General features: G+C 60.4%; 22 protein-coding genes and 1 tRNA gene. 13 read left to right on the top strand and 10 right to left on the bottom strand.

The window, feature by feature from the left end; translation table 11 throughout:
- The first annotated feature begins 4 nt into the window (after window positions 1-4).
- Together gloB and AC1Q5O_RS14800 are read left to right on the top strand one after the other, a co-directional pair.
- Window positions 5-775, top strand: a complete 771-nt coding sequence (gloB, locus tag AC1Q5O_RS14805) for a hydroxyacylglutathione hydrolase (RefSeq protein WP_472462410.1) — start codon at window positions 5-7, stop codon at window positions 773-775.
- Window positions 775-1209 carry a cupin domain-containing protein gene (locus AC1Q5O_RS14800; RefSeq protein ID WP_492563863.1) on the top strand — a complete coding sequence of 145 codons (435 nt, stop codon included), beginning with the start codon at window positions 775-777 and terminating at the stop codon, window positions 1207-1209. Before gloB ends, AC1Q5O_RS14800 begins: the two co-directional genes overlap by 1 nt.
- On the opposite strand, the gene yddG is transcribed toward AC1Q5O_RS14800, so the two are convergent.
- Together yddG and AC1Q5O_RS14790 are read right to left on the bottom strand one after the other, a co-directional pair.
- On the bottom strand, window positions 1206-2039 hold the full coding sequence (yddG, locus tag AC1Q5O_RS14795; protein WP_492563958.1) for an aromatic amino acid exporter YddG: 834 nt from the start codon (window positions 2037-2039) through the stop codon (window positions 1206-1208). The two genes, AC1Q5O_RS14800 and yddG, sit on opposite strands and share 4 nt — an antisense overlap.
- 72 nt (window positions 2040-2111) lie before the next feature.
- A complete protein-coding gene (locus tag AC1Q5O_RS14790; protein WP_492563861.1) occupies window positions 2112-2915 on the bottom strand; it encodes a DUF3108 domain-containing protein in 804 nt (267 codons plus the stop codon).
- 268 nt (window positions 2916-3183) lie between these two features.
- Here AC1Q5O_RS14790 and rpmB point away from each other — a divergent pair, with 268 nt between their 5' ends.
- Together rpmB and AC1Q5O_RS14780 are read left to right on the top strand one after the other, a co-directional pair.
- On the top strand, window positions 3184-3483 hold the full coding sequence (gene rpmB, locus AC1Q5O_RS14785) for a 50S ribosomal protein L28 (RefSeq protein ID WP_091879976.1): 300 nt from the start codon (window positions 3184-3186) through the stop codon (window positions 3481-3483).
- Window positions 3484-3571: 88 nt separating this feature from the next.
- Complete coding sequence (locus AC1Q5O_RS14780) at window positions 3572-4222, top strand: VUT family protein (protein WP_464661540.1); 651 nt, start codon at window positions 3572-3574, stop codon at window positions 4220-4222.
- Window positions 4223-4327: 105 nt separating this feature from the next.
- Here the strand turns inward: AC1Q5O_RS14780 and cobT are convergent, their stop codons facing one another.
- From cobT to AC1Q5O_RS14765, 3 genes are all read right to left on the bottom strand, one after another.
- A complete protein-coding gene (gene cobT / locus AC1Q5O_RS14775; protein ID WP_464661541.1) occupies window positions 4328-6226 on the bottom strand; it encodes a cobaltochelatase subunit CobT in 1899 nt (632 codons plus the stop codon).
- 13 nt (window positions 6227-6239) lie between these two features.
- Entirely contained in the window at window positions 6240-7226 is a 987-nt protein-coding gene (gene cobS, locus AC1Q5O_RS14770; RefSeq protein WP_223613566.1) for a cobaltochelatase subunit CobS, read from the bottom strand.
- Between the two features lie 94 nt (window positions 7227-7320).
- On the bottom strand, window positions 7321-7974 hold the full coding sequence (locus tag AC1Q5O_RS14765; RefSeq protein WP_105734507.1) for a J domain-containing protein: 654 nt from the start codon (window positions 7972-7974) through the stop codon (window positions 7321-7323).
- A gap of 143 nt (window positions 7975-8117) precedes the next feature.
- On the opposite strand from AC1Q5O_RS14765, the gene AC1Q5O_RS14760 reads away from it, so the two are divergent.
- Window positions 8118-8420, top strand: coding sequence for a BolA family protein (locus AC1Q5O_RS14760; RefSeq protein ID WP_492563859.1), 303 nt, complete (start codon window positions 8118-8120; stop codon window positions 8418-8420).
- A 12-nt stretch (window positions 8421-8432) separates the two neighbouring features.
- Here AC1Q5O_RS14760 and AC1Q5O_RS14755 read toward each other — a convergent pair whose 3' ends face one another.
- The 4 genes from AC1Q5O_RS14755 to AC1Q5O_RS14740 form a co-directional block, all read right to left on the bottom strand.
- Window positions 8433-8957, bottom strand: coding sequence for a TerB family tellurite resistance protein (locus AC1Q5O_RS14755; RefSeq protein WP_492563857.1), 525 nt, complete (start codon window positions 8955-8957; stop codon window positions 8433-8435).
- 74 nt (window positions 8958-9031) lie between these two features.
- The gene (locus AC1Q5O_RS14750) at window positions 9032-10321 is read right to left on the bottom strand and encodes an HlyC/CorC family transporter (RefSeq protein WP_223613570.1); all 1290 of its coding nucleotides are present in this window, start codon (window positions 10319-10321) and stop codon (window positions 9032-9034) included.
- Window positions 10318-11433 (bottom strand): 3-dehydroquinate synthase, encoded by a 1116-nt coding sequence (gene aroB, locus AC1Q5O_RS14745; RefSeq protein ID WP_492563854.1) that lies wholly within the window; start codon window positions 11431-11433, stop codon window positions 10318-10320. Before aroB ends, AC1Q5O_RS14750 begins: the two co-directional genes overlap by 4 nt.
- Window positions 11430-12035 (bottom strand): shikimate kinase, encoded by a 606-nt coding sequence (locus AC1Q5O_RS14740; RefSeq protein WP_464661544.1) that lies wholly within the window; start codon window positions 12033-12035, stop codon window positions 11430-11432. The genes aroB and AC1Q5O_RS14740 overlap by 4 nt, the downstream gene beginning before the upstream one ends.
- Window positions 12036-12172: 137 nt before the next feature.
- On the opposite strand from AC1Q5O_RS14740, the gene AC1Q5O_RS14735 reads away from it, so the two are divergent.
- From AC1Q5O_RS14735 to AC1Q5O_RS14715, 5 genes are all read left to right on the top strand, one after another.
- Window positions 12173-12334, top strand: a complete 162-nt coding sequence (locus AC1Q5O_RS14735; RefSeq protein ID WP_223613573.1) for a histidine kinase — start codon at window positions 12173-12175, stop codon at window positions 12332-12334.
- Between the two features lie 4 nt (window positions 12335-12338).
- On the top strand, window positions 12339-13265 hold the full coding sequence (xerD, locus tag AC1Q5O_RS14730) for a site-specific tyrosine recombinase XerD (protein WP_492563851.1): 927 nt from the start codon (window positions 12339-12341) through the stop codon (window positions 13263-13265).
- Window positions 13266-13300: 35 nt separating this feature from the next.
- Window positions 13301-13846, top strand: coding sequence for a hypothetical protein (locus AC1Q5O_RS14725; RefSeq protein WP_492563849.1), 546 nt, complete (start codon window positions 13301-13303; stop codon window positions 13844-13846).
- Between the two features lie 215 nt (window positions 13847-14061).
- Window positions 14062-15015, top strand: a complete 954-nt coding sequence (locus AC1Q5O_RS14720) for an acetyl-CoA carboxylase carboxyltransferase subunit alpha (protein WP_223614118.1) — start codon at window positions 14062-14064, stop codon at window positions 15013-15015.
- 213 nt (window positions 15016-15228) lie between these two features.
- Window positions 15229-15305, top strand: a tRNA-Arg gene (locus AC1Q5O_RS14715).
- 114 nt (window positions 15306-15419) lie between these two features.
- Here the strand turns inward: AC1Q5O_RS14715 and AC1Q5O_RS14710 are convergent.
- Window positions 15420-15548, bottom strand: coding sequence for a hypothetical protein (locus AC1Q5O_RS14710; protein ID WP_346305802.1), 129 nt, complete (start codon window positions 15546-15548; stop codon window positions 15420-15422).
- A 256-nt stretch (window positions 15549-15804) separates the two neighbouring features.
- Between AC1Q5O_RS14710 and AC1Q5O_RS14705 the strand changes: the two genes are divergently transcribed.
- The 3 genes from AC1Q5O_RS14705 to AC1Q5O_RS14695 all read left to right on the top strand — a co-directional run bounded on the left by AC1Q5O_RS14705 (window position 15805) and on the right by AC1Q5O_RS14695 (window position 18914).
- Window positions 15805-16743 (top strand): hypothetical protein, encoded by a 939-nt coding sequence (locus AC1Q5O_RS14705; RefSeq protein ID WP_492563848.1) that lies wholly within the window; start codon window positions 15805-15807, stop codon window positions 16741-16743.
- A 244-nt stretch (window positions 16744-16987) separates the two neighbouring features.
- Window positions 16988-17137: a DUF1127 domain-containing protein gene (locus tag AC1Q5O_RS14700; RefSeq protein WP_091879951.1), complete on the top strand. Its 150-nt coding sequence runs from the start codon at window positions 16988-16990 to the stop codon at window positions 17135-17137.
- Between the two features lie 217 nt (window positions 17138-17354).
- The gene (locus tag AC1Q5O_RS14695) at window positions 17355-18914 is read left to right on the top strand and encodes a VOC family protein (RefSeq protein WP_492563845.1); all 1560 of its coding nucleotides are present in this window, start codon (window positions 17355-17357) and stop codon (window positions 18912-18914) included.
- The last annotated feature ends 142 nt before the right edge of the window (window positions 18915-19056 follow it).

The raw sequence follows: 19056 nt of genomic DNA, 5'->3' as shown, positions 1-19056 counted from the left end.
CCCCATGTCAAATCTGCAGATAGAACAGTTCACCGCGCTCAGCGACAATTTCGGCGTGCTGATCCACGACCCCGATGCCAATCTCACCGCTTCCATCGATGCCCCGGAGGAAAAGCCCGTGCTCGACGCGCTCAAGCGCCGCGGCTGGACGCTGACCCATATCTTCTCGACCCATCACCACAATGATCATGTCGGCGCCAACCTTGCGCTGAAAAAGCGGTTCAAGCTTGAAATCCTCGGTCCGGACGCGGAAAAGGCCAATATACCCGGCATCGACCGCACGCTGAAACACGGCGACCGCTTCCGCTTCGGCAATTTCGACGTGTTCGTCATTTCCACGCCCGGCCATACCGCCGGCGAGATTTCCTATCATATCCCCGAAGCCAAGGTTGTTTTCACCGGCGACACGCTGTTCTCGCTCGGATGCGGGCGCCTGTTCGAGGGAACCCCGGCAACCATGTTCCGGTCGCTCAACCACCTCATCAAGCTGCCGGTCGACACGCAGATCTATTGCGGGCACGAATATACCGAAAGCAATGCGCGGTTTGCCCTGTCGATCGATCCGGACAATTCGGCGCTGAAGGAACGGGCCAGGGAAATCTTTGCCCTGCGCGAGGCTGGCCTGCCGACATTGCCCACCACTTTGTTGCGCGAAATGGCAACCAACCCGTTCCTGCGCTGGCATGACCCGGCGATCCGCCGCAACCTGAAGCTGGAGAACGCCAGCGACGAGGCCGTGTTTACCGAAATCCGCAAGCGCAAGGACAATTTCTGATGACATTGACCGCAGATGATATCCGCAGGGAGCTGGGGCTGCAGCCGCACCCCGAGGGCGGCGCCTATGTCCAGATGTTTCGCGACAACCAGAACGGTTGGCCGGTGGGCGGGCGCGGCCATTCCACCGCCATCTACTTCCTCCTGGAAAAAGGCGAGGTTTCCGCCTGGCACCGGGTGAAAGACGCGGCCGAGGTCTGGCACTGGTATGGCGGCGCACCGCTGCAACTGACCATTGCAACCGAAGGCGCGCCGCATGAGGTCCACCGGCTCGGCATGGATATCATGGCAGGCGAGCGGCCGCAGGGCATTGTTCCCGCCGGACACTGGCAGACAGCCAAATCGCTTGGTGACTGGACGCTGGTCGGCTGCACGGTTGCACCGGGCTTCGACTTCGCCCAGTTCGAGCTGGCCGAACCGGGCTGGAAGCCCTAAACAGGCCTCTTCCGGAAAATCATTTCCTTGGCGGCCAGCACGGCGCCAAGGGTGATCAGCAGGCAGGCGAGCAGGACGCGCACCGTCGGTTCGGCGGCCCCCGCCGCGATCAGGACAAGCGTCGACAGCAGCGGCGCCGCATAGCTCGATGCACCCAGCACCTGGATATTGCCGCGCTTGACGCCGAAATCCCAGGCATAGAAGGCCGCGCCCACAGGGAAAAGCCCGAGCCCCAGCACGGCCAGCCATTGTGTCAGCGATTCGGGCCAGACGGTCTGCTCCAGCGCCAGATGCGAAATCAGCGACAGAACCGATGTCGCGACACAAAAGCCGGTCACCGCATCGGTCGGCACGCTGGCAAAACGCCGCGACAGCAGCGAATAGGCGGACCAGGTCAGGGCGCAAAGCCCGGCCATGGCGTAACCGAAGGCATATTGCGCCTCGAAGCCGACACTGCCGCCCTTGGTGACGATCAGCACCGTGCCAGCCAGTCCCAAAAGGGTTCCCAGTACGTGGAACCAGCGCAGGCGTTCGCCCGGCATCAGCGCCGAGCCGACCACGATGAATAGCGGCCAGAGATAGGCGATGAGGCTGGCATCAACGGCCGGCGCATTGCGCAGGGCGGTGAAATACAGGAAGTGATAGCCGAACAGGCCGACAACGCCGAGAAGCCAGACCTTTGCCGGCTGGCGCAGGTGCTGCGCCGCACCCGGCCGCCAGAGCCAGGACAACAGGCCAAGGCAGGCGCCGATGGCGAAGGTCATGGCCGTCAGTTGAAACGGGGGCACCTTGCCGGAGACATCGGTAAACAGCGCGAGCATGGCCCACATGATAACCGCAAGAAACCCGACAGATGTAGCCACGCGCCGCCCCCATTCGAAAGAGCGGCGCCCCTGCCGCTTCTATTGCATCTTTTCAAAACGGGTCGCGTAAACCGTCACCGTTCCGATCTGCGTGCCGATCTTCGCCTGCACCGGCGAATAGATACCGGACTTGCCGAGGGATGCAAAGGTGAGACTGATCTTGCTTTTGTTTTTCAGATATTCGATCGCGTCGCGCCCAGCCTGGTAGCCGCCGACCGGAATGAACTTGACCGAGCACGTGATCGTATCGCCTTTGAAACCCTTGGTGGAGAACGGCTGCGGGCTCCCGGATGGCGCGAGCTGAAGGTCCACCCGCGTTTGTCCGTCGTAGAGATGCAGGGTCTGGGTGCAGACCTGGCCGATGCTGTCCGCGGCAACCATGACGCCGGAGATCGGATCGGTCACGCCCTGCAATGCCGCCGGCTCAAGCTCCACCCATTTGTCCTTCTTCCTGACCGGCGGGACATTGGTTGTTTCCGTCACATTGCCATTGGCGAAGGCAATCGAAGTGCTCTTGTCCTTCTTGCCGTGCCGGTACTTGACCAGATAGGAGTTCGGCAACGGGCCGGTTTTGCCAAACTGGCCTTTGACATCGATATTGCCTTTGGTGTCGTCGAAGACGGTCACGAGGCCCGAGCTTCTCAGTCCGCCCGATACCGTATAGGCGCCGCCCGAGACGCTGGTTGAAAAATTTGCCTTGGCAATCGTCAGGCCGAGCAGCGAAACCCGGTAATCGGATTTGTAGACCTCCTCGGCGCGCGCCGGGAGCACCCCCGCAACGAGCAGTATCCCTGCGGCAATCGCAGTATATCCGCAGCCGGGCCGCCGAATGAGACCAGTCATGTCCCGCTCCTTCAAATTGCATCACGCACGTGTGAATTGCCTGTGGTGAGACCGTACAAAGCAGGCAAAGTTGTGTTAAACATTGCGACAAGTCCGTTAAATACACAAAACCGGAGCAGAAGCACACTTGACGCGCGCGGCTCATATCACTATAGAAACGCGACTTCCCAATAGGCCGCCTGTCCGATATGCGCGCCGCTGCACGGCGACGTGTGATGGTAACAAGAACATTCGGGCTATAGGTAATGAATTTTGAAGGTGAGACCCAATGTCCCGCACATGTGAATTGACCGCTAAATCGGTACAGTACGGCAACAATGTGAGCCACGCGAACAACAGAACGCGCCGCCGCTTCCTGCCGAACCTTTGCCACGTTACGCTGATCTCCGAAGCTCTCGGTCAGAGCTTCCGTCTGCGTGTTTCGGCCCATGCCCTGCGCACCGTTGAACATCGCGGTGGTCTGGATGCATTCTTGAACAAGGCTGACGAGAAGGAGCTGTCACAGCGTGCCCGCCTCCTGAAGCGCCAGATTGCCAAGAAGTCGGCTGAAGCGCCTGTTGCTGCCTGATCGGCCAACACGGCTCTGACATCCTAATCGCTTGAGGCCAGCGCATGCTGGCCTTATTGTTGCTGGTTCCATTACCCAGGATAAAAAAATGCCGCTTTCGCGCGCCTATTCCCTGTCGGATTTCATTTTCCCCGTCCTCGCCATGTGCCTGGTCGTGGCTGCTTCCAATATTCTGGTGCAGTACCCGTTCAATCATCTTGGATTGAGCGAAATCCTGACCTACGGCGCCTTCACCTATCCCGTTGCCTTCCTCGTCAATGACTTGTCGAATCGTCGTTTCGGACCGCAATTCGCCCGCAAGGTCGTCTATGCCGGTTTCGTCATCGCGGTGATTCTGTCGGTCTGGCTGGCAACGCCGCGCATCGCCATCGCCTCCGGCTCGGCGTTTCTCTGCGCCCAGCTGCTGGATGTCACCGTCTTCAGCAAGCTGCGCCAGCTGACCTGGTGGAAAGCGCCGTTCGCGTCTGCCGTGTTCGGTTCGCTGCTCGATACGCTGCTGTTTTTCTCCATCGCCTTTGCCGCCCAGTTCGCCTGGATCGATCTGGCGACGGGACGCGCCGACTCATCGCTCGCCGTGCTGGTGCCTTTCCTCGGCAAGGATATCCCGCTGTGGATGTCGCTCGGCTTCGGCGACCTGATGGTGAAGATTGTCATGGCCGTGGTGATGCTGGTGCCCTATGGCGCCATTCTTGCCGTCTTCGCGCCTGCGATCTATTCGGCCAACCGGGACTCCAGATAAAGATTTCTCTGCGGGATCGAATCGGCCGCCGCGACGACCGCAGGCGGCAGGATCAGAAGAAGGATGAACCGTATGCGCCGAGCAAGCAGCGCCATACGGTTCATCTCAATGTTTGCGGGCGGCAGATTTGCCCGCGGCGCGGCGCTGTTCCTGTTCTTCAAACAGCGATGCCAACTGCTCGGTCATCGCGCCCGCCAGCTCTTCCGCATCGACGATGGTCACCGCGCGCCGGTAATAGCGCGTCACGTCATGGCCGATGCCGATGGCGATCAGTTCCACTGGCGAGCGCGTCTCGATCTCTTCGATCACGGCGCGCAGGTGCCGTTCGAGATAATTGCCGGGGTTGACCGACAGGGTGGAATCGTCGACCGGCGCGCCGTCGGAAATCATCATCAGGATCTTGCGCTGCTCCGGCCGGCCCAACAGACGCTGATGCGCCCAGATCAGGGCTTCGCCGTCGATGTTTTCCTTCAGCAGCCCTTCGCGCATCATCAGCCCGAGATTGCGCCTGGAACGGCGCCACGGGGCATCGGCACGCTTGTAGACGATGTGGCGCAGATCGTTGAGGCGGCCGGGATTGGCAGGCTTGCCGCGTTCCAGCCAGGCCTCGCGCGCCTGCCCGCCCTTCCACGCCTTGGTGGTGAAGCCGAGAATCTCGACCTTCACACCGCAGCGCTCGAGCGTGCGCGCCAGGATGTCGGCACAGGTCGCCGCAACGGTAATGGGGCGGCCGCGCATGGAACCGGAATTGTCGATCAGCAGGGTGACGATCGTATCGCGGAAATCCGTATCGCGTTCCTGCTTGTAGGACAGGGGCTGCGTCGGATCGATGACCACGCGCACGAGACGCGCCGAATCGAGATAACCCTCTTCCAGATCGAAATCCCAGGAACGGTTCTGCTGCGCCATCAGGCGCCGCTGCAGGCGGTTGGCGAGACGACCCACGACACCGGAAAGATTGGCGAGCTGCTTGTCGAGGAAAGCCCGGAGGCGCTCCAGCTCCGCATCGTCGCACAGTTCTTCCGCATCGGTGGTTTCGTCGAATTCCTGGGTAAAGACCTTGTAGCCGCTTTCGCTGCCGAGATTGGAAAACGGCTGGTTCGGACGGCGTGCCTCGCCGGGCATTTCCGCATCCGTATCCGCATCGTCGTCAATCTCGTCGGAGGAAGCATCCGCGGCCTCGGTCTCGCCCGACTGGCTGTCGTCGCTGGAGCTTTCCGAATCATCGTCCTCGGATGCGTCACTGCCCTGGTCTTCGTCGGAACCGCCCTCGTTGTTCTCTTCGGGCTCCGGTGTGTCCTCGTTGTTTTCCTGGTCCTCGTCCTGCTCGCTTTCCTGCGACAGCTCTTCGGCCATCTCCATGGAGGCCAGCATTTCGCGGACGACGCGGGCGAAAGCATTCTGGTCGTTGATCTTGTCGCCGAGATGCTCGAGGTCGGCCGCTGCCTTTTCCTCGATCCAGTCGCGCCAGAGGTCGACGACATTGCCAGCGGATTCAGGCGCCTTGCGGCCCGTCAGCTTCTCGCGCACCACAAGCGCAATCGCTTCTTCCAGCGGCGCTTCGGCCTTGTCGGTGATGGCCGGAAAATTGGCGCGGGAATATTTGTCCGACAGCATCGAACTGAGATTCTCGGCCATGCCGTCCATGCGCAGGGCACCGATTGCCTCGACGCGAGCCTGTTCGACCGCATCGAAAATGGCACGCGCCTGCTTGCCTTCCGGCGCCAGCGTCGCATGAATGCGGTCGTTGTGGCACGCCTTGCGCAACGCCATGGAATCGCCGATGCCGCGGGTAACCGCGATATCATTCGCTGTCGGACGCTTGGGCAGGTCGGGCAGACGCGCCCGATGCCCCGTCAGGGCCGGGCGATCATTGCCAAACCCGACTTCCATTTCATGATCACCGGCAATGGCCCGCATGCAGGCCGTAACCGCGCGCTTGAAAGGCTCGGAATCAACCGGGCCTTTCGGATTTGTGCGTGAATTGTCTCCCGGGCCCGCCATGCTCTGATGACGCTCAGCCTATGACCACATTGGCCGTCGACTCCGGCAGTTCCTTGCCGAACGCACGCTGATAGAACTCGGCAACGATCGGACGTTCCAGTTCATCGCACTTGTTGAGGAAGGTCAGGCGGAAGGCGAAGCCGACATCCTTGAAGATATCGGCATTTTCAGCCCAGGTGATGACCGTACGCGGGCTCATCACCGTGGAGAGATCGCCATTGATGAAGGCGGCACGGGTCATGTCGGCAACGCGGACCATCTTCGAGACGATCTCCTTGCCTTCCTTGTTCTGGTAGTGCTTGGCCTTGGCCAGAACGATGGCGGCTTCGTTGTCATGCGGCAGGTAGTTGAGCGTCGTCACGATGGACCAGCGGTCCATCTGCGCCTGGTTGATCTGCTGTGTGCCGTGGTAGAGGCCGGTTGTATCGCCGAGACCGACGGTATTGGCTGTCGCGAACAGGCGGAACGCCGGATGCGGACGGATCACGCGGCTCTGGTCGAGCAGAGTCAGGCGGCCGGACGATTCCAGCACGCGCTGGATCACGAACATCACGTCCGGTCGGCCGGCATCATACTCGTCGAACACCAGCGCCACATTGTGCTGATAGGCCCATGGCAGGATACCGTCGCGGAATTCGGTGATCTGCATGCCGTCCTTGACGACGATGGCATCCTTGCCGACGAGATCGATACGGCTGACATGGCTGTCGAGATTGACGCGCACGCACGGCCAGTTGAGGCGGGCAGCGACCTGTTCGATGTGGGTCGACTTGCCTGTTCCGTGGTAGCCGGACACCATGACGCGCCGGTTGAAGGCAAACCCGGCCAGAATGGCCAGCGTGGTCTGCTTGTCGAACAGATAATCCGGATCGGTCTCCGGCACGTAAGCATCGCCTGCCTTGTAGGCAGGGACCATCATGTCGGTATCAAATCCGAAAAGCTTTGCGGCAGAAACCGTAGTATCCGGCAAATTCGCAATATCGCGATCAACCTTATTCATCATGCCTCCAGCGCGACTGCACGCGCAGACGCAATAAGATAGTCACACCCATGAAGCCTCGACGGGAGGCTTCGAATTCAGCCAAACATGGTCCTTAGCAAAAACCAGCCTGTTTGAGCAATTGATAAGCCTGGATAACGTCGCGGAAACGATCCTCGGAAGCCCGATCACCGCCGTTTGCATCGGGATGATGGCGCTTCACCAGTTCTTTATAGCGCGACTTGATGTCTTCGCCAGTGGCTTTTACATCAAGACCGAGAGTATCCAGCGCTTTTGCCTCCAAAGGCTTGGCCTTGCGCAGGCGCGCACTCGGCCGCGCATCACCGAACACGCTGTTCGGATCACGGAAACGGTTCTGATAGGCGGCCCGGCCCGAACGCAGCTTGGAAAAGTCCGGCGACGTCTTGGCACCGCCGGACGCTGCAGCCGCCGCGCTGGCGCCAGCGCCGCTACCCGGCAGGCCCGCGACGGTCCAGGTCGGCCGGTCGCCGGTCAGGGCTTCCTTTTGATAACGCGCGACTTCCGCGTCGGAGAGACCGGAAAAATAGTTGTAGCCTTTGTTGTATTCACGGACATGATCGATGCAGAAATGAAAGAACTCGCCTTCCTTCATGCGCCCAACCGGTGCACGGTGCGGACCCGGCTTGTCGCAGCCATCCCACTGGCACACGGGAATGCGCGATTTCTCCTCTTCCACCTTTTTCGGGCGGATGCGGATGCTGTCAAAATATTTCGAATTTGAGGTCATTGCGTACGATTATCAACGGATTGGTTTACAAGACAAGAATTGACAATTGCCCATGGATCAACCTAACGCCTGAAATGGCGGTAAATTTGTGATCATGTACGGGTTTGCCAAATGAAACTACCATATGGGCGCAGGAGAACGAAATGTCCACTCAGTCAGCGATCGAAAACAAACTGACGCAGGCTTTTCATCCTGTTTCATTGACCGTTATCAACGAGAGCCACCTTCATGTCGGCCACCATCATGAAGACAGCGGGCATCATGCCACATTCGACGGTTCGGGTGAAACGCATTTTCGCGTGCGCATTGTCGCAGAAGCTTTTGCCGGCCTGTCACGCGTCGCGCGGCACAGGGCGATCAACGAGGTGCTGAAGGACGAACTGGCCGGCAGTGTCCACGCGCTCGCACTGGAACCCGCGGCTCCCGGCGAAGCGACACGCCGCTAGAGGCTTTCCTGCCTAAACATCCTCGCTTTGCATCAGTTGCCGTTGCAGGCGGGCGATCATCTGCGCCTGCAACTCGCTCTCCCCGCCATAGGCGGAGGCAGTCTGCCGCAGCATGCCGATCAGCTGAAAACGCTCGTCCACGCTCAGGCGTGCCCGCAGCATCGGCACCATATCGTCAGCCATCGAGGGGAACGAACCCCGGCGTCTGGTATAGCGCCAGGCTTTGCGAAACATCGCATCCGGATCGCCGATCCCCAGCGGACCGGCCACCAGCGCGATGATCTGCCGTCTTTCAGCATGGGTCAGCGGCGCACCGGTGCGCACGAGCTGGATCATCAGCACGGTTGCCGCCAGCCGTGGATCACGGATCCGGCTATGGCGCGAACCAACGAGACGGTCGAATGCCCGCTTGCTCCTGTTTCTCAGACGAGGCGTATTTCTGTCCAGATCCCGAATGGAACGAGCGGCCCATTGCAGCCGGAACATCCAGTAAAAAATCGCGGCAATTCCACTTAAAATGGCAATAACAATATGCATGCAGCCCCTAGCTTATGCGCAGGAAAGCGTTTGAAAAAACAATATCTTAAAATAATCGAACCAGTGGCGGCAGCTTAACTGGTTTTGCCCTTTTCGTCATCCTCCAAAGGTCGAATACGAAGCCGGGTAATGCGGTTTTTTTCCCGCTTCAGCACGGTGAAGCGCTTGCCGTGGAAGGTGAATGCCTGTTTTTCCGTGGGGATGCTCTGGGTTTCGTGGATGACGAGACCGGCAATGGTCGTGGCCTCCGCGTCCGGCAGGTTCCAGTCGAGCGCCCGGTTGAGGTCGCGGATCGGAACCGAGCCATCAACCAACACCGACCCATCCGGCTGGGGGCGGCAGCCCTGAACGTCGATGTCGTGCTCGTCGGCGATATCGCCGACAATCTCCTCAAGGATGTCTTCGAGCGTGATCAGCCCCTGCACGTCGCCATATTCATCCACGACGATGGCGATATGAGCCTTGCGGCGCAGGAAGGCATTGAGCTGGTCCTGCAGGGTTGTCGTATCGGGCACGAACCAGGGCTTGGTCGCCACCTTCATGATGTTGATCTTGGAGAAATCCCGGTTGGAATCGCGGATGGCCCGCACCAGGTCCTTGGCATGCACGACACCGACAATATTGTCGTTGTCGCCGCGCCAGACCGGAATGCGGGTATGGTGGCTCGCCAGAATCTGGCCGATGATCTCCTCGATCGGATCATCGGCGTTGATCGAATCCATATCCGTCCGGTGGATCATGACGTCATAGACTTCGAGCTCGCGCAGATCGAGCAGACCGCCGATCTGGTCGCGGTCGCGCTTCACCACCGAACCCTCCCGGTGCAGGAGATCGACGGCGCCGCGCAGTTCCTCCTGCGCCGACAGCATCGATTTCACCGAACCGAGATCGATGCCGAACAGGCCGAGGATACGGCGCACGATCCAGTTGATGAGGTCCGACAGCGGGCCGAAGATGAACACGGCAACCTGTGCGAACCGCACCAGCGCCAGCGCATTGCGGTCGGGGCTGGAAATCGCCCAGGATTTCGGCAGCACCTCGGCGAAGATCACCAGAAGCACGGTCATGATCGCGGTGGCATAGGCAACGCCCGCCTGTCCGAACAGGTTGAGCAGCATGCTCGTGGTCAGGGATGACGCAAGAATATTGATGAGATTGTTGCCGATCAGCATGACACCGATCAGCCGGTCGCGCTTTTCGATGAGACCTTCGACAACCGTTGCACGGTCATCGCCGCGCTTCGAGAGCCGGTGCATCCGGGCGCGCGACACGGCGGTCAGCGCGGTTTCGGATCCTGAAAAAAGACCAGACATCAGGATCAGAAGGAAAATGATTCCGCAAAAGATCCAGAGTTCCAGGTTCATTTTGGGTGTTTCTCCTGCAAAAAGCTGAGAACGGCCGATGGCGGTACATCCCGGGCGATAAAGGACTGGCCGATACCGCGGGTGAGAATGAAGGTCAGTGTGCCCCGCGTCACCTTCTTATCCTGGGCAATATACTCCATCAGCCTCTCCGCCGGCGGCAAGGCACCGGGAATGTCGCCGATGGAAACCGGCAGCCCGACCTGCCGCAAATGCACTTCGACCCGCCGGGCATCGTCGGCGCTCGCCAGATTCATCTTAACCGAAAACTGGTGGGCGAGGACCATGCCGATGGCAACGCCTTCGCCATGCACGAGACGGGCGGAATCGTATTGCGTGGCTGTCTCCAGCGCGTGGCCGAATGTGTGGCCGAGATTGAGCAGCGCCCGGTCGCCGGTTTCGCGCTCGTCGCGCGCCACGACATCGGCCTTTGACTGGCAGGATACAGCGATGGCATGGGTCCGCTCCGGCCCGCCGGCAAAAATGCCCTGCCAGTTCGTCTCCAGCCATGCGAAGAAATCCGGCCGGTCGATCAGCCCGTATTTGGCGACTTCCGCATAGCCGGCGCGAAATTCGCGCGGGCTCAACGTGTCGAGCACATCCGTGTCGGCCAGCACCAGTTGCGGCTGGTAGAATGCGCCGACGAGGTTCTTGCCATGCGCCGTGTTGATACCGGTCTTGCCGCCAACGGATGAATCCACCTGGGCCAGCAGCGAGGTCGGTATCTGCACGAAGCCCATGCCGCGCCGGGCGATGCTTGCAGCAAAGCCCGCGAGATCGCCGATCACGCCGCCGCCGAAGGCGATGACGATATCGCCCCGCTCCAGCCGAGCGGCCAGGATGGCATTGGTGACGGTTTCGAGCGTGGCAAAACCTTTCGACTTTTCACCGGGCGCGACAAGAACCGGCGTCGATTCGATGCCGCTAGCCTTCAGGCTGTCCACCAGGCGCTGCAGATGCAGCGCGGCAACGTTCTCGTCCGTGACGATGGCCACTCGCCCCGCGCCGGTGCGCCCGGCAATCTCCTGCCCGGCGCGCTCGATCAGGCCAGCGCCGATGAGAATGTCGTAGGAACGGTCTCCAAGTTTGACCGGAACTGTCGTCAGGGCGCTCATCGCGGGGATTCCTTGTTGTCCAGATGCTGCGATACGGCCTGCATCGCTTCAAGCGCGATGATCTCTTTCTTTTCCTCGCGTGAGAGAATGGTCAGATCCGCCTGCGCGTAGACCGGATAGCGCTCGCTCATCAGCCGTTCCATGACGGCGCGCGGATTGTCGCTTTTCAGGAGCGGCCGGTTCTGCTTGCGCACCACGCGGTTCATCAGCACGTCAAGTTCCGCATTCAGCCAGATCGATATGCCTTCGGATGCGATGGCACCGCGCGTCTGCTCGTTCATATAGGCGCCGCCGCCGGTTGCCAGAACGATGGGGCCGTCTTCGAGCATGCGCGCGATAACCCGGCGCTCCAGATCGCGGAATTCCGCTTCGCCATAGGCCTCGAACAGTTCGGGAATGGTCATGGTCGAGACTTTTTCAATCTCGTTGTCGGCGTCAAAAAACGGCAGTTCGACCAGCGAAGCCAGTTTTTTACCCACGGTGGATTTGCCTGCGCCCATCAAACCGACGAGCACAATAGACCGGTGCCCCAGGCGCTCCCGGATGGATCGGGCCAACTCCGGAACCTGGGCTGTGCCAAGAATATCGTCAATGCTGTTCATAAATGCGTTTCGACAGGAAAACCGGGCTTTCGTCAAGCAAAGTGTGGGGTTGTCCTTATGTCTGGCCTTCATCAATTCATAAGAGTTTCCGTTGCAGGATTATGGAACACGCAAAGCCAGCTTGCAAAGTCGATTTGATGCCCACACTGACCCGATTGATCATCACCCTCGCGGTTCTCGCCGGGCTCGTCTATGCGGGAATGCTGGCGCTCGTGACCTTCGTGCATCCGACGCAGACGGAACTGACCATCCGCATTCCCGCCGAAAAGCTCAATGTCAAACCCGGCAATCCAAAGTAGAGCCATGCGTGCAGCAGCAGCGATAGAGACATTTCTTGAGATGATGAGCGCCGAACGGGGCGCGGCGCAGAACACGCTCGAGTCCTATCGCCGCGACCTGGAGGATGCGGCGGGTTTTGCCAGCGTCGCCGGCGTGCAGCTGACCATGGCTGAGCCCGCAACAATCCGCGCTTATCTCGACGATATCGCCGGACGCGGCTATGCCGCGACATCGCAGGCACGGCGGCTCTCGGCTCTGCGCCAGTTCTTCCGCTTTCTCTATACGGAAAATATCCGCACCGATGACCCGACGGGCACACTGGACGCCCCAAGAAAGGACCGTTCGCTGCCAAAAATCCTCAGCGAGGCGGATGTCGAGAAGCTGCTGGCGCGGGCCGAACTGGAAACCCTGGACGAGGCGGCCCTGGCGGGCGATCATCTGCGCGCCCTGCGCCTGCATGCGCTGCTGGAAATTCTCTATGCGACGGGCTTGCGCGTTTCCGAGCTGGTCGGGCTGCCGGTGACGGTTGCCCGGTCCGATCACCGCTTTCTGATGGTGCGCGGCAAGGGCTCGAAAGACCGTATGGTTCCGCTCTCCGGCAAGGCCCGCACGGCGATGACCACATATCTCGCCGTGCGCGATGCCCTGCCCAACCTTGCCGGCAATCCCTGGCTTTTCCCGGCAATCTCCGAAAGCGGTTTTCTGGCGCGGCAGGTTTTCGCCCGCGAATTGAAGGGGCTGGCCGCCCGTGCCGGACTTGTGACTTCAGCAATCTCGCCGCACGTGTTACGGCATGCCTTCGCCAGCCATCTCCTGCAGAATGGCGCGGACCTGCGGGCGGTCCAACAATTGCTGGGTCATTCGGATATTTCAACGACCCAGATTTATACCCATGTCATGGAGGAGCGGTTGCACCGCCTTGTCACGGAGCACCACCCTCTGGCAGACTGACCCCATTCCCCCGCGAAACAGGCGGGACCATAGACTTGGCGGGACTCTCTATGTGGCGGCTGTTGAAAAAGCTGTTTTCGAGACCGGAACCGGCGCCTGTCGAAGCCGATAGCGAAGTGATGCGCTTCGACGAAACCGGGTTCACGCGGTCCAGCCAGCTGATCCGCTCCATGGGCTGGCGGGAACACTGGGATTGGGACGAGATCGACGGTTTCGGCTTCTCCTTCAAACAGGCCATGTTTCCCGACCCCTGGTTCGGCGACTACATGGAGAGCGAATGGTTCATCATCGTTGACAACGAAAAGGCTCCCGAACACATCTATTTCCACGCGGACTGGCTGAACATCGACCATCTTCCGCCCGTCCTTCTGCAGAACATGCCCGGTCTCGACATCGACGAGCTGCGCAAGGGTCTGCACAATGCATCGCAGGGCTTTCACTATTACGACGGCGAAGGCGAATGGATCGGCTGGCAGCGCCCAAAACCCGCCAAGCGGGCGAGACCGGCACAGAAGCCGGCGCCGAAACGCAAGACGGCACCGGGCAAACCCCGAGCGTCGACCAGGAAGCCGGATGCATGAGCGGCGCCCGCAGTGGCTCTTCCGCCAGGCACGCCACGCAGGCAAGGCCTTGAACTTCGTCCTTATCCACGGGTTTCCACCACACCTTCGCCGGAATTATCCCTATAACTGGCGCCGCGAACGCGCCTTGTCCGCCATGCTTCCTTGACATGAGCGTCCGCAACAGCCAGTTAGGTCGTGAAAAATCCACCGTTATGCAGGCAGACACGTCGTCCATGTACAACTATCTCGATTTCGAAAAGCCGGTCGCTGATCTCGATGGCAAGATTCTCGAACTGAAGAAGCTTGCGGAAGAAGGCGGCGCACTCGACACAAATGACGAGATCGCCCGCCTGGAAAAGCGGTCGGCCGAGGCTTTGCGCGATCTCTACCGCAAACTGACCCCCTGGCAGAAGGCGCAGATCGCCCGCCATCCCGACCGTCCGCACTGCGTCGACTATATCGGCAAGCTGTTCACGGACTTCACGCCGCTCGCCGGTGACCGCAACTTTGCCGAAGACGAGGCCATCCAGGCCGGTCTTGCCCGTTTCAACGGCCAGGCCGTCGCCGTGATCGGTCAGGAAAAGGGCAACGACACGAAGTCCCGCCTCAAGCACAATTTCGGCATGGCCATGCCCGAAGGCTACCGCAAGGCCGTGCGCGTCATGGACCTGGCCGACCGCTTCAACCTTCCGGTCATCACGCTCGTCGATACGGCCGGCGCCTTTCCGGGCATCGCCGCGGAAGAGCGCGGACAGGCGGAAGCCATTGCCCGGTCCACGGCGGCATCGCTGAACCTGAAAGTGCCGATGGTTTCCGTCATCATCGGCGAAGGCGGCTCCGGCGGGGCCATCGCCATTGCCACGGCGAATCGCGTCTACATGCTCGAACATGCGATTTACTCGGTGATCTCGCCGGAAGGCGCGGCATCGATCCTCTGGCACGATTCCACCCGCGCCAAGGATGCGGCAACCAACATGCGCATCACCGCACAGGACCTGTACGAGCTGAAAATCATCGACGGCATCATTCCCGAACCCACGGGCGGCGCCCATCGCGGCAAGGATGCGGTGATCGAGGCGACGGGCAACATCATCAACGTTGCCCTGAAATCCATGGCATCGATGGACGGCGAAGCGCTCAGGAAAGACCGGCGCGACAAGTTCCTCGCCATCGGGCGCAACCTTTAAGACCTGCGCAAAGGCCCGGACATTCTCCGGGCCTTTTCTTTTCTGCCGGAAAGACGCGGGTGCACACGGCCGGAAAGGCGCTAAGCCGCCGAATAAACCGGGGTGCGACGTTCCGGCAAAAAATTGTTGCGGTTTTTTTGCCAAAGCTGCTTGCAATTCACAGCCCAACCGATTACGAACCGGCCTGCGCAGACGAACGCGCAATTGTGGCACGCGCCCGTAGCTCAGCTGGATAGAGCACCAGACTACGAATCTGGGGGTCAGAGGTTCGAATCCTTTCGGGCGCGCCATTCCTTCCCGACGAAAATCGATATCGCTGTTGGCGCGACCGGTATTGGCCGATGACGCGGCAATCCTGCAGGCTTTTCCGCCAGCCGGCGGGTCCGAGACCGGCAACCCTGATTCTAGGCCAGGGATTGGCAGAGTTCGCAGATCAGCACGGCAATCCCCACCACGACGCCAAAGGCCAGCAGATGCACCCAGACCGGTGTCGTATAATGCAGGTGTTGTTTGTCGTCATACTCGTCGTACACGGCTTCGTTCTCGCGTGGGGATCAGGAGCCCGATCTTGGCCCAAGCCCCGGCGAACCGACAGCAAGGCCATGCTCAATACCGGTTCAATCGGGGATTTCGATTTGCCGTCCCCGCCGCAGCGCCGAAAAGTCTGCCCACAGGCGGCGTCCCCATGCCCAGAAAACGGGCTTTTTCGCGATCAACAAACTTAACAACTTGTAACTGTTTTCCGCCCAAGGCCGGGTGTATCTGTTTGCCAGATAATACGAGACACGCATGGCAAATCATCTCCTCATCGCGGGTACAGGCCGGGCCGGAACGAGCCTTCTCGTCCGATATCTCGATGCCCTGGGACTGACCACACACATCACCAGATCCAACGGACAGACCCATCTGATAGAGGACGCCAATGCCGGTTTGGAGGATCTGGTTCTCCATGGCGGCGCGAACCTTCCCTACGTCGTCAAATCCCCCTGGCTGTACCAGTTCATCGACGAGGTGCTCAAGCGCACCGACATTACGATTGACGGCGTTATCATTCCCATACGCAATCTGGCGGAAGCGGCAAGCAGCCGGATCATTCTCGAACTGCAGAGACTCCATCACACCCAGGAATGGATGGCCGACGAGGCACGGACCTGGGACCACTGGGGAGAAACGCCCGGAGGCGCGGTGTATGCGCTCGATCCCGTCGATCAGGCCCGGCTGCTGGCCGTGGGATTCCATCACCTTGTCGAGCGCCTGACGCGGGCGGGAATACCGATTTACCTCATCGCCTTTCCGCGTTTCACCCAGGATCCCGAATATCTGTTTTCCACGCTCCGGGGATGCCTGCCCCCGTCGGCGAGCCTCGAATCCATTCTGCCGCTGCACAAGAGCCTGATAGATCCTGAAAAAGTGCGGGTGGAATCGGAAATCGCCGTGCAAACCCTAACCAAACTCCCGGCGGCGGTATCGGATGACTTTCCGTCGCTGGAGCAGCTCGACAACATTGCCCTGCGGCGCGAGATCAAGAAGATGCGGCTTCTTCATGCCGCAGCCATGGACAGGCACAATCCAGACCACAGCGCACTTGAGCAAATGTCACGGGAACAGGCGCAGATTATTCTGCGGCTGCAGGAGGAACTGACCGCCATCCGATCGAGCACCTCGTGGCGGATGACGCAGCCGCTGCGAAGGGTCGTTCAAAAGGTCCGCAGTCACGGGCAGCGATAACCGGACGGCCAGCGCGGCCATGCCGGGCGGGCCGGCGCCGCGGCAAGAAGAAGGCGGGTTTTTGCACCTCTCCCAGCCCGTCATGATTGACGTGATTCGACCCGCCCCAATTTGGCCATCCACTCCGCACTTCCTGCAAAGCAGCTATGCATTCTTGTCACTGCAAGTTTCGCCGGGCATCGACTATATGCAGGTCACGATCGAGAAATGATCCAACAAACAATAAGTTACCAAGGTGAGTGAAATGAACCTGATCCGCTCTTACAACAACTGGCGCCGTTATCGTGACACCGTCACGGAACTGAACCGCCTGTCCGCACGTGAACTGAACGACCTCGGCATCTCCCGTGGCGATATCGCCTTCGTTGCCAAGAAGGCCGCAGCTGCGCGCTAATCGAATTCAAAGTTAACGTTCGGGATGACCTCCTCCCAGGTTCCGAACGTTCAAAGGCCGGCACTCCTCCTCCCAGCCGGCCTTTACAAATAGCACCCACCGCACCTCCTCCCGCGGTGGGTGTTGTTTTTTCAGGCCCTGCCTGATTGCCGCCCGCTGGCTTTCCCCGTATTGATCGCCGCATATTGGTCGCATGATCCACAGGCGGAGGAACTTCATGACAAGCGGCATCCACCACATCACCCTGATCACCCGCAGCGTTCAGGCGAATGTGGACTTCTATGCCGGTTTTCTCGGCCTTCGCCTCGTCAAGCGCACCGGCGGCTATGAAGACGCGACCCAGCTTCACCTCCTCTATGGCGACACATCGGCAACCCCCGGTTCGTTGATCACCTTTCTCGTCTGGGAAGACGGATCGCTCGGCCGGGTGGGTTACGGGCAGCCGAGCGAAATCGCGCTTGCCATCGCCCCGGATGCCATCGGCTTCTGGCTGACCCGCGCGCTCCAGCACAACATTGCCGTCACCGGCCCCGCACAGGAGTTCGGCGAAACGGTCCTGCGGCTGAAAGACCCCGACGGCGTGATCGTGAAACTCGTCGGAACATCAGGGGTAACGGGCACCGCGCCGTGGACCGTCCGGGGTATTACCGCGGCAGACGCCATCCGGCGCATCCGCGGCGCCACGGTTCTTACCGAACAGCCGCAGGCCACCTGCGCTTTTCTCGAAACCTATTTCGGCTTTCATGCCGGCGAGCGCACCGACACGATCGTGCGGATGGTTTCGGATACCGGCGATTGTGTCGATGTGCGCGATGCCAGCGGCTTCTGGAGTTCGGCGCCCGGCACCGGAACGGTCGATCACATCGCCTTCCGCTCGCCCGATATCGCCCATGTCCAGGAGACCTATAACAGCCTGATCAGGGATGGGTCGGACGCGACCGCCATGCATGACCGCAAGTATTTTCACTCGATCTATGTGCGCGAGCCCGGCGGCACGCTGTTCGAGATGGCGACCGACGGTCCCGGCATGCTTGTGGACGAGCTGCTGGAAACGCTCGGCACGCAACTGTTCATTCCGCCGCATTTTGCCGAAGAGGCCGGCAATCTCAAAGTGATGCTGCCGCAGTTCGGCCTGCCCGGCGAGGAGCGGTTCCTTTACCGCGAGCTGCCTTTCGTGCACCGTGTCTATACGCCCGAGCACACCGATGGCCTGACGCTTGTGCTTTTGCATGGCTCCGACGGCAATGAGACCACGCTGCTGCCGCTTGCCGCCAACGCCGCGCCGCATGCCACCCTCATTGGTTTACGCGGGCGCAGCAATGAAGAGGGCATCGGCCGCTGGTTCCGCCGCTTCGGCCCCCTGAGTTTCGACCAGCAGGATATCCGTTCGGAGGCCGAAGCACTGGCGGCCTTCGTCGAAGGGGCCGCCGAGGCCTATCGTCTCGATCTCGAACGCACGGTGTTTCTGGGTTATTCCAACGGCGCCAACATGCTGGTGGCAACCATGCTGCTGCATCCCGGCCTTGTCAGGAATGCGATTCTTCTGCGCGCGATGAATGTTCTTGAGGAGATACCGCAGGCGGATTTGAGCCATGCGAAAATTCTGATGGTCAATGGCGACCACGACCTGTTCGGCGCCAAGACGCCCGATCTTGAAGCGCTGCTGCGGCAGGCCGGAGCGGACCTTACCATCCAGCGTGTCCATGCCGGGCATGAAACCGGGCAGCATGACATCGATGCCGTGCGGCAGTGGATTGCAGCGAATCGCCCGGCCTGAACTGGCAAAAGCGTGGTGCGTGGTTCGACAAGCTCACCATGAGGGAAGTGGGTTGGCTTCAAAGCCAATTACGAGCGTTGCAGAATATAGCTTCCTGCAACGCTCAACGTCCCTCATGGTGAGCTTGTCGAACCACGCACCA

This window comes from Phyllobacterium sp. MT110 (genome assembly GCF_058792715.1).
Note: the sequence above shows the minus strand (reverse complement) of the source record. Positions and strands in the feature narration are given on the sequence as shown.

What these genes read in the sequence shown, in the direction of transcription:
- rpmB (WP_091879976.1), top strand. Translation starts at nt 3,184, where the DNA reads ATGTCCCGCACATGTGAATTGACCGCTAAATCGGTACAGTACGGCAAC.
- AC1Q5O_RS14755 (WP_492563857.1), bottom strand. Translation starts at nt 8,957, where the DNA reads ATGCATATTGTTATTGCCATTTTAAGTGGAATTGCCGCGATTTTTTAC.
- aroB (WP_492563854.1), bottom strand. Translation starts at nt 11,433, where the DNA reads ATGAGCGCCCTGACGACAGTTCCGGTCAAACTTGGAGACCGTTCCTAC.
- AC1Q5O_RS14760 (WP_492563859.1), top strand. Translation starts at nt 8,118, where the DNA reads ATGTCCACTCAGTCAGCGATCGAAAACAAACTGACGCAGGCTTTTCAT.
- cobT (WP_464661541.1), bottom strand. Translation starts at nt 6,226, where the DNA reads ATGGCGGGCCCGGGAGACAATTCACGCACAAATCCGAAAGGCCCGGTT.
- AC1Q5O_RS14750 (WP_223613570.1), bottom strand. Translation starts at nt 10,321, where the DNA reads ATGAACCTGGAACTCTGGATCTTTTGCGGAATCATTTTCCTTCTGATC.
- AC1Q5O_RS14705 (WP_492563848.1), top strand. Translation starts at nt 15,805, where the DNA reads ATGGCAAATCATCTCCTCATCGCGGGTACAGGCCGGGCCGGAACGAGC.
- yddG (WP_492563958.1), bottom strand. Translation starts at nt 2,039, where the DNA reads ATGTGGGCCATGCTCGCGCTGTTTACCGATGTCTCCGGCAAGGTGCCC.
- gloB (WP_472462410.1), top strand. Translation starts at nt 5, where the DNA reads ATGTCAAATCTGCAGATAGAACAGTTCACCGCGCTCAGCGACAATTTC.
- xerD (WP_492563851.1), top strand. Translation starts at nt 12,339, where the DNA reads ATGCGTGCAGCAGCAGCGATAGAGACATTTCTTGAGATGATGAGCGCC.
- AC1Q5O_RS14735 (WP_223613573.1), top strand. Translation starts at nt 12,173, where the DNA reads ATGCCCACACTGACCCGATTGATCATCACCCTCGCGGTTCTCGCCGGG.
- AC1Q5O_RS14740 (WP_464661544.1), bottom strand. Translation starts at nt 12,035, where the DNA reads ATGAACAGCATTGACGATATTCTTGGCACAGCCCAGGTTCCGGAGTTG.
- AC1Q5O_RS14720 (WP_223614118.1), top strand. Translation starts at nt 14,062, where the DNA reads ATGTACAACTATCTCGATTTCGAAAAGCCGGTCGCTGATCTCGATGGC.
- AC1Q5O_RS14780 (WP_464661540.1), top strand. Translation starts at nt 3,572, where the DNA reads ATGCCGCTTTCGCGCGCCTATTCCCTGTCGGATTTCATTTTCCCCGTC.
- AC1Q5O_RS14800 (WP_492563863.1), top strand. Translation starts at nt 775, where the DNA reads ATGACATTGACCGCAGATGATATCCGCAGGGAGCTGGGGCTGCAGCCG.
- AC1Q5O_RS14700 (WP_091879951.1), top strand. Translation starts at nt 16,988, where the DNA reads ATGAACCTGATCCGCTCTTACAACAACTGGCGCCGTTATCGTGACACC.
- AC1Q5O_RS14695 (WP_492563845.1), top strand. Translation starts at nt 17,355, where the DNA reads ATGACAAGCGGCATCCACCACATCACCCTGATCACCCGCAGCGTTCAG.
- AC1Q5O_RS14790 (WP_492563861.1), bottom strand. Translation starts at nt 2,915, where the DNA reads ATGACTGGTCTCATTCGGCGGCCCGGCTGCGGATATACTGCGATTGCC.
- AC1Q5O_RS14765 (WP_105734507.1), bottom strand. Translation starts at nt 7,974, where the DNA reads ATGACCTCAAATTCGAAATATTTTGACAGCATCCGCATCCGCCCGAAA.
- cobS (WP_223613566.1), bottom strand. Translation starts at nt 7,226, where the DNA reads ATGAATAAGGTTGATCGCGATATTGCGAATTTGCCGGATACTACGGTT.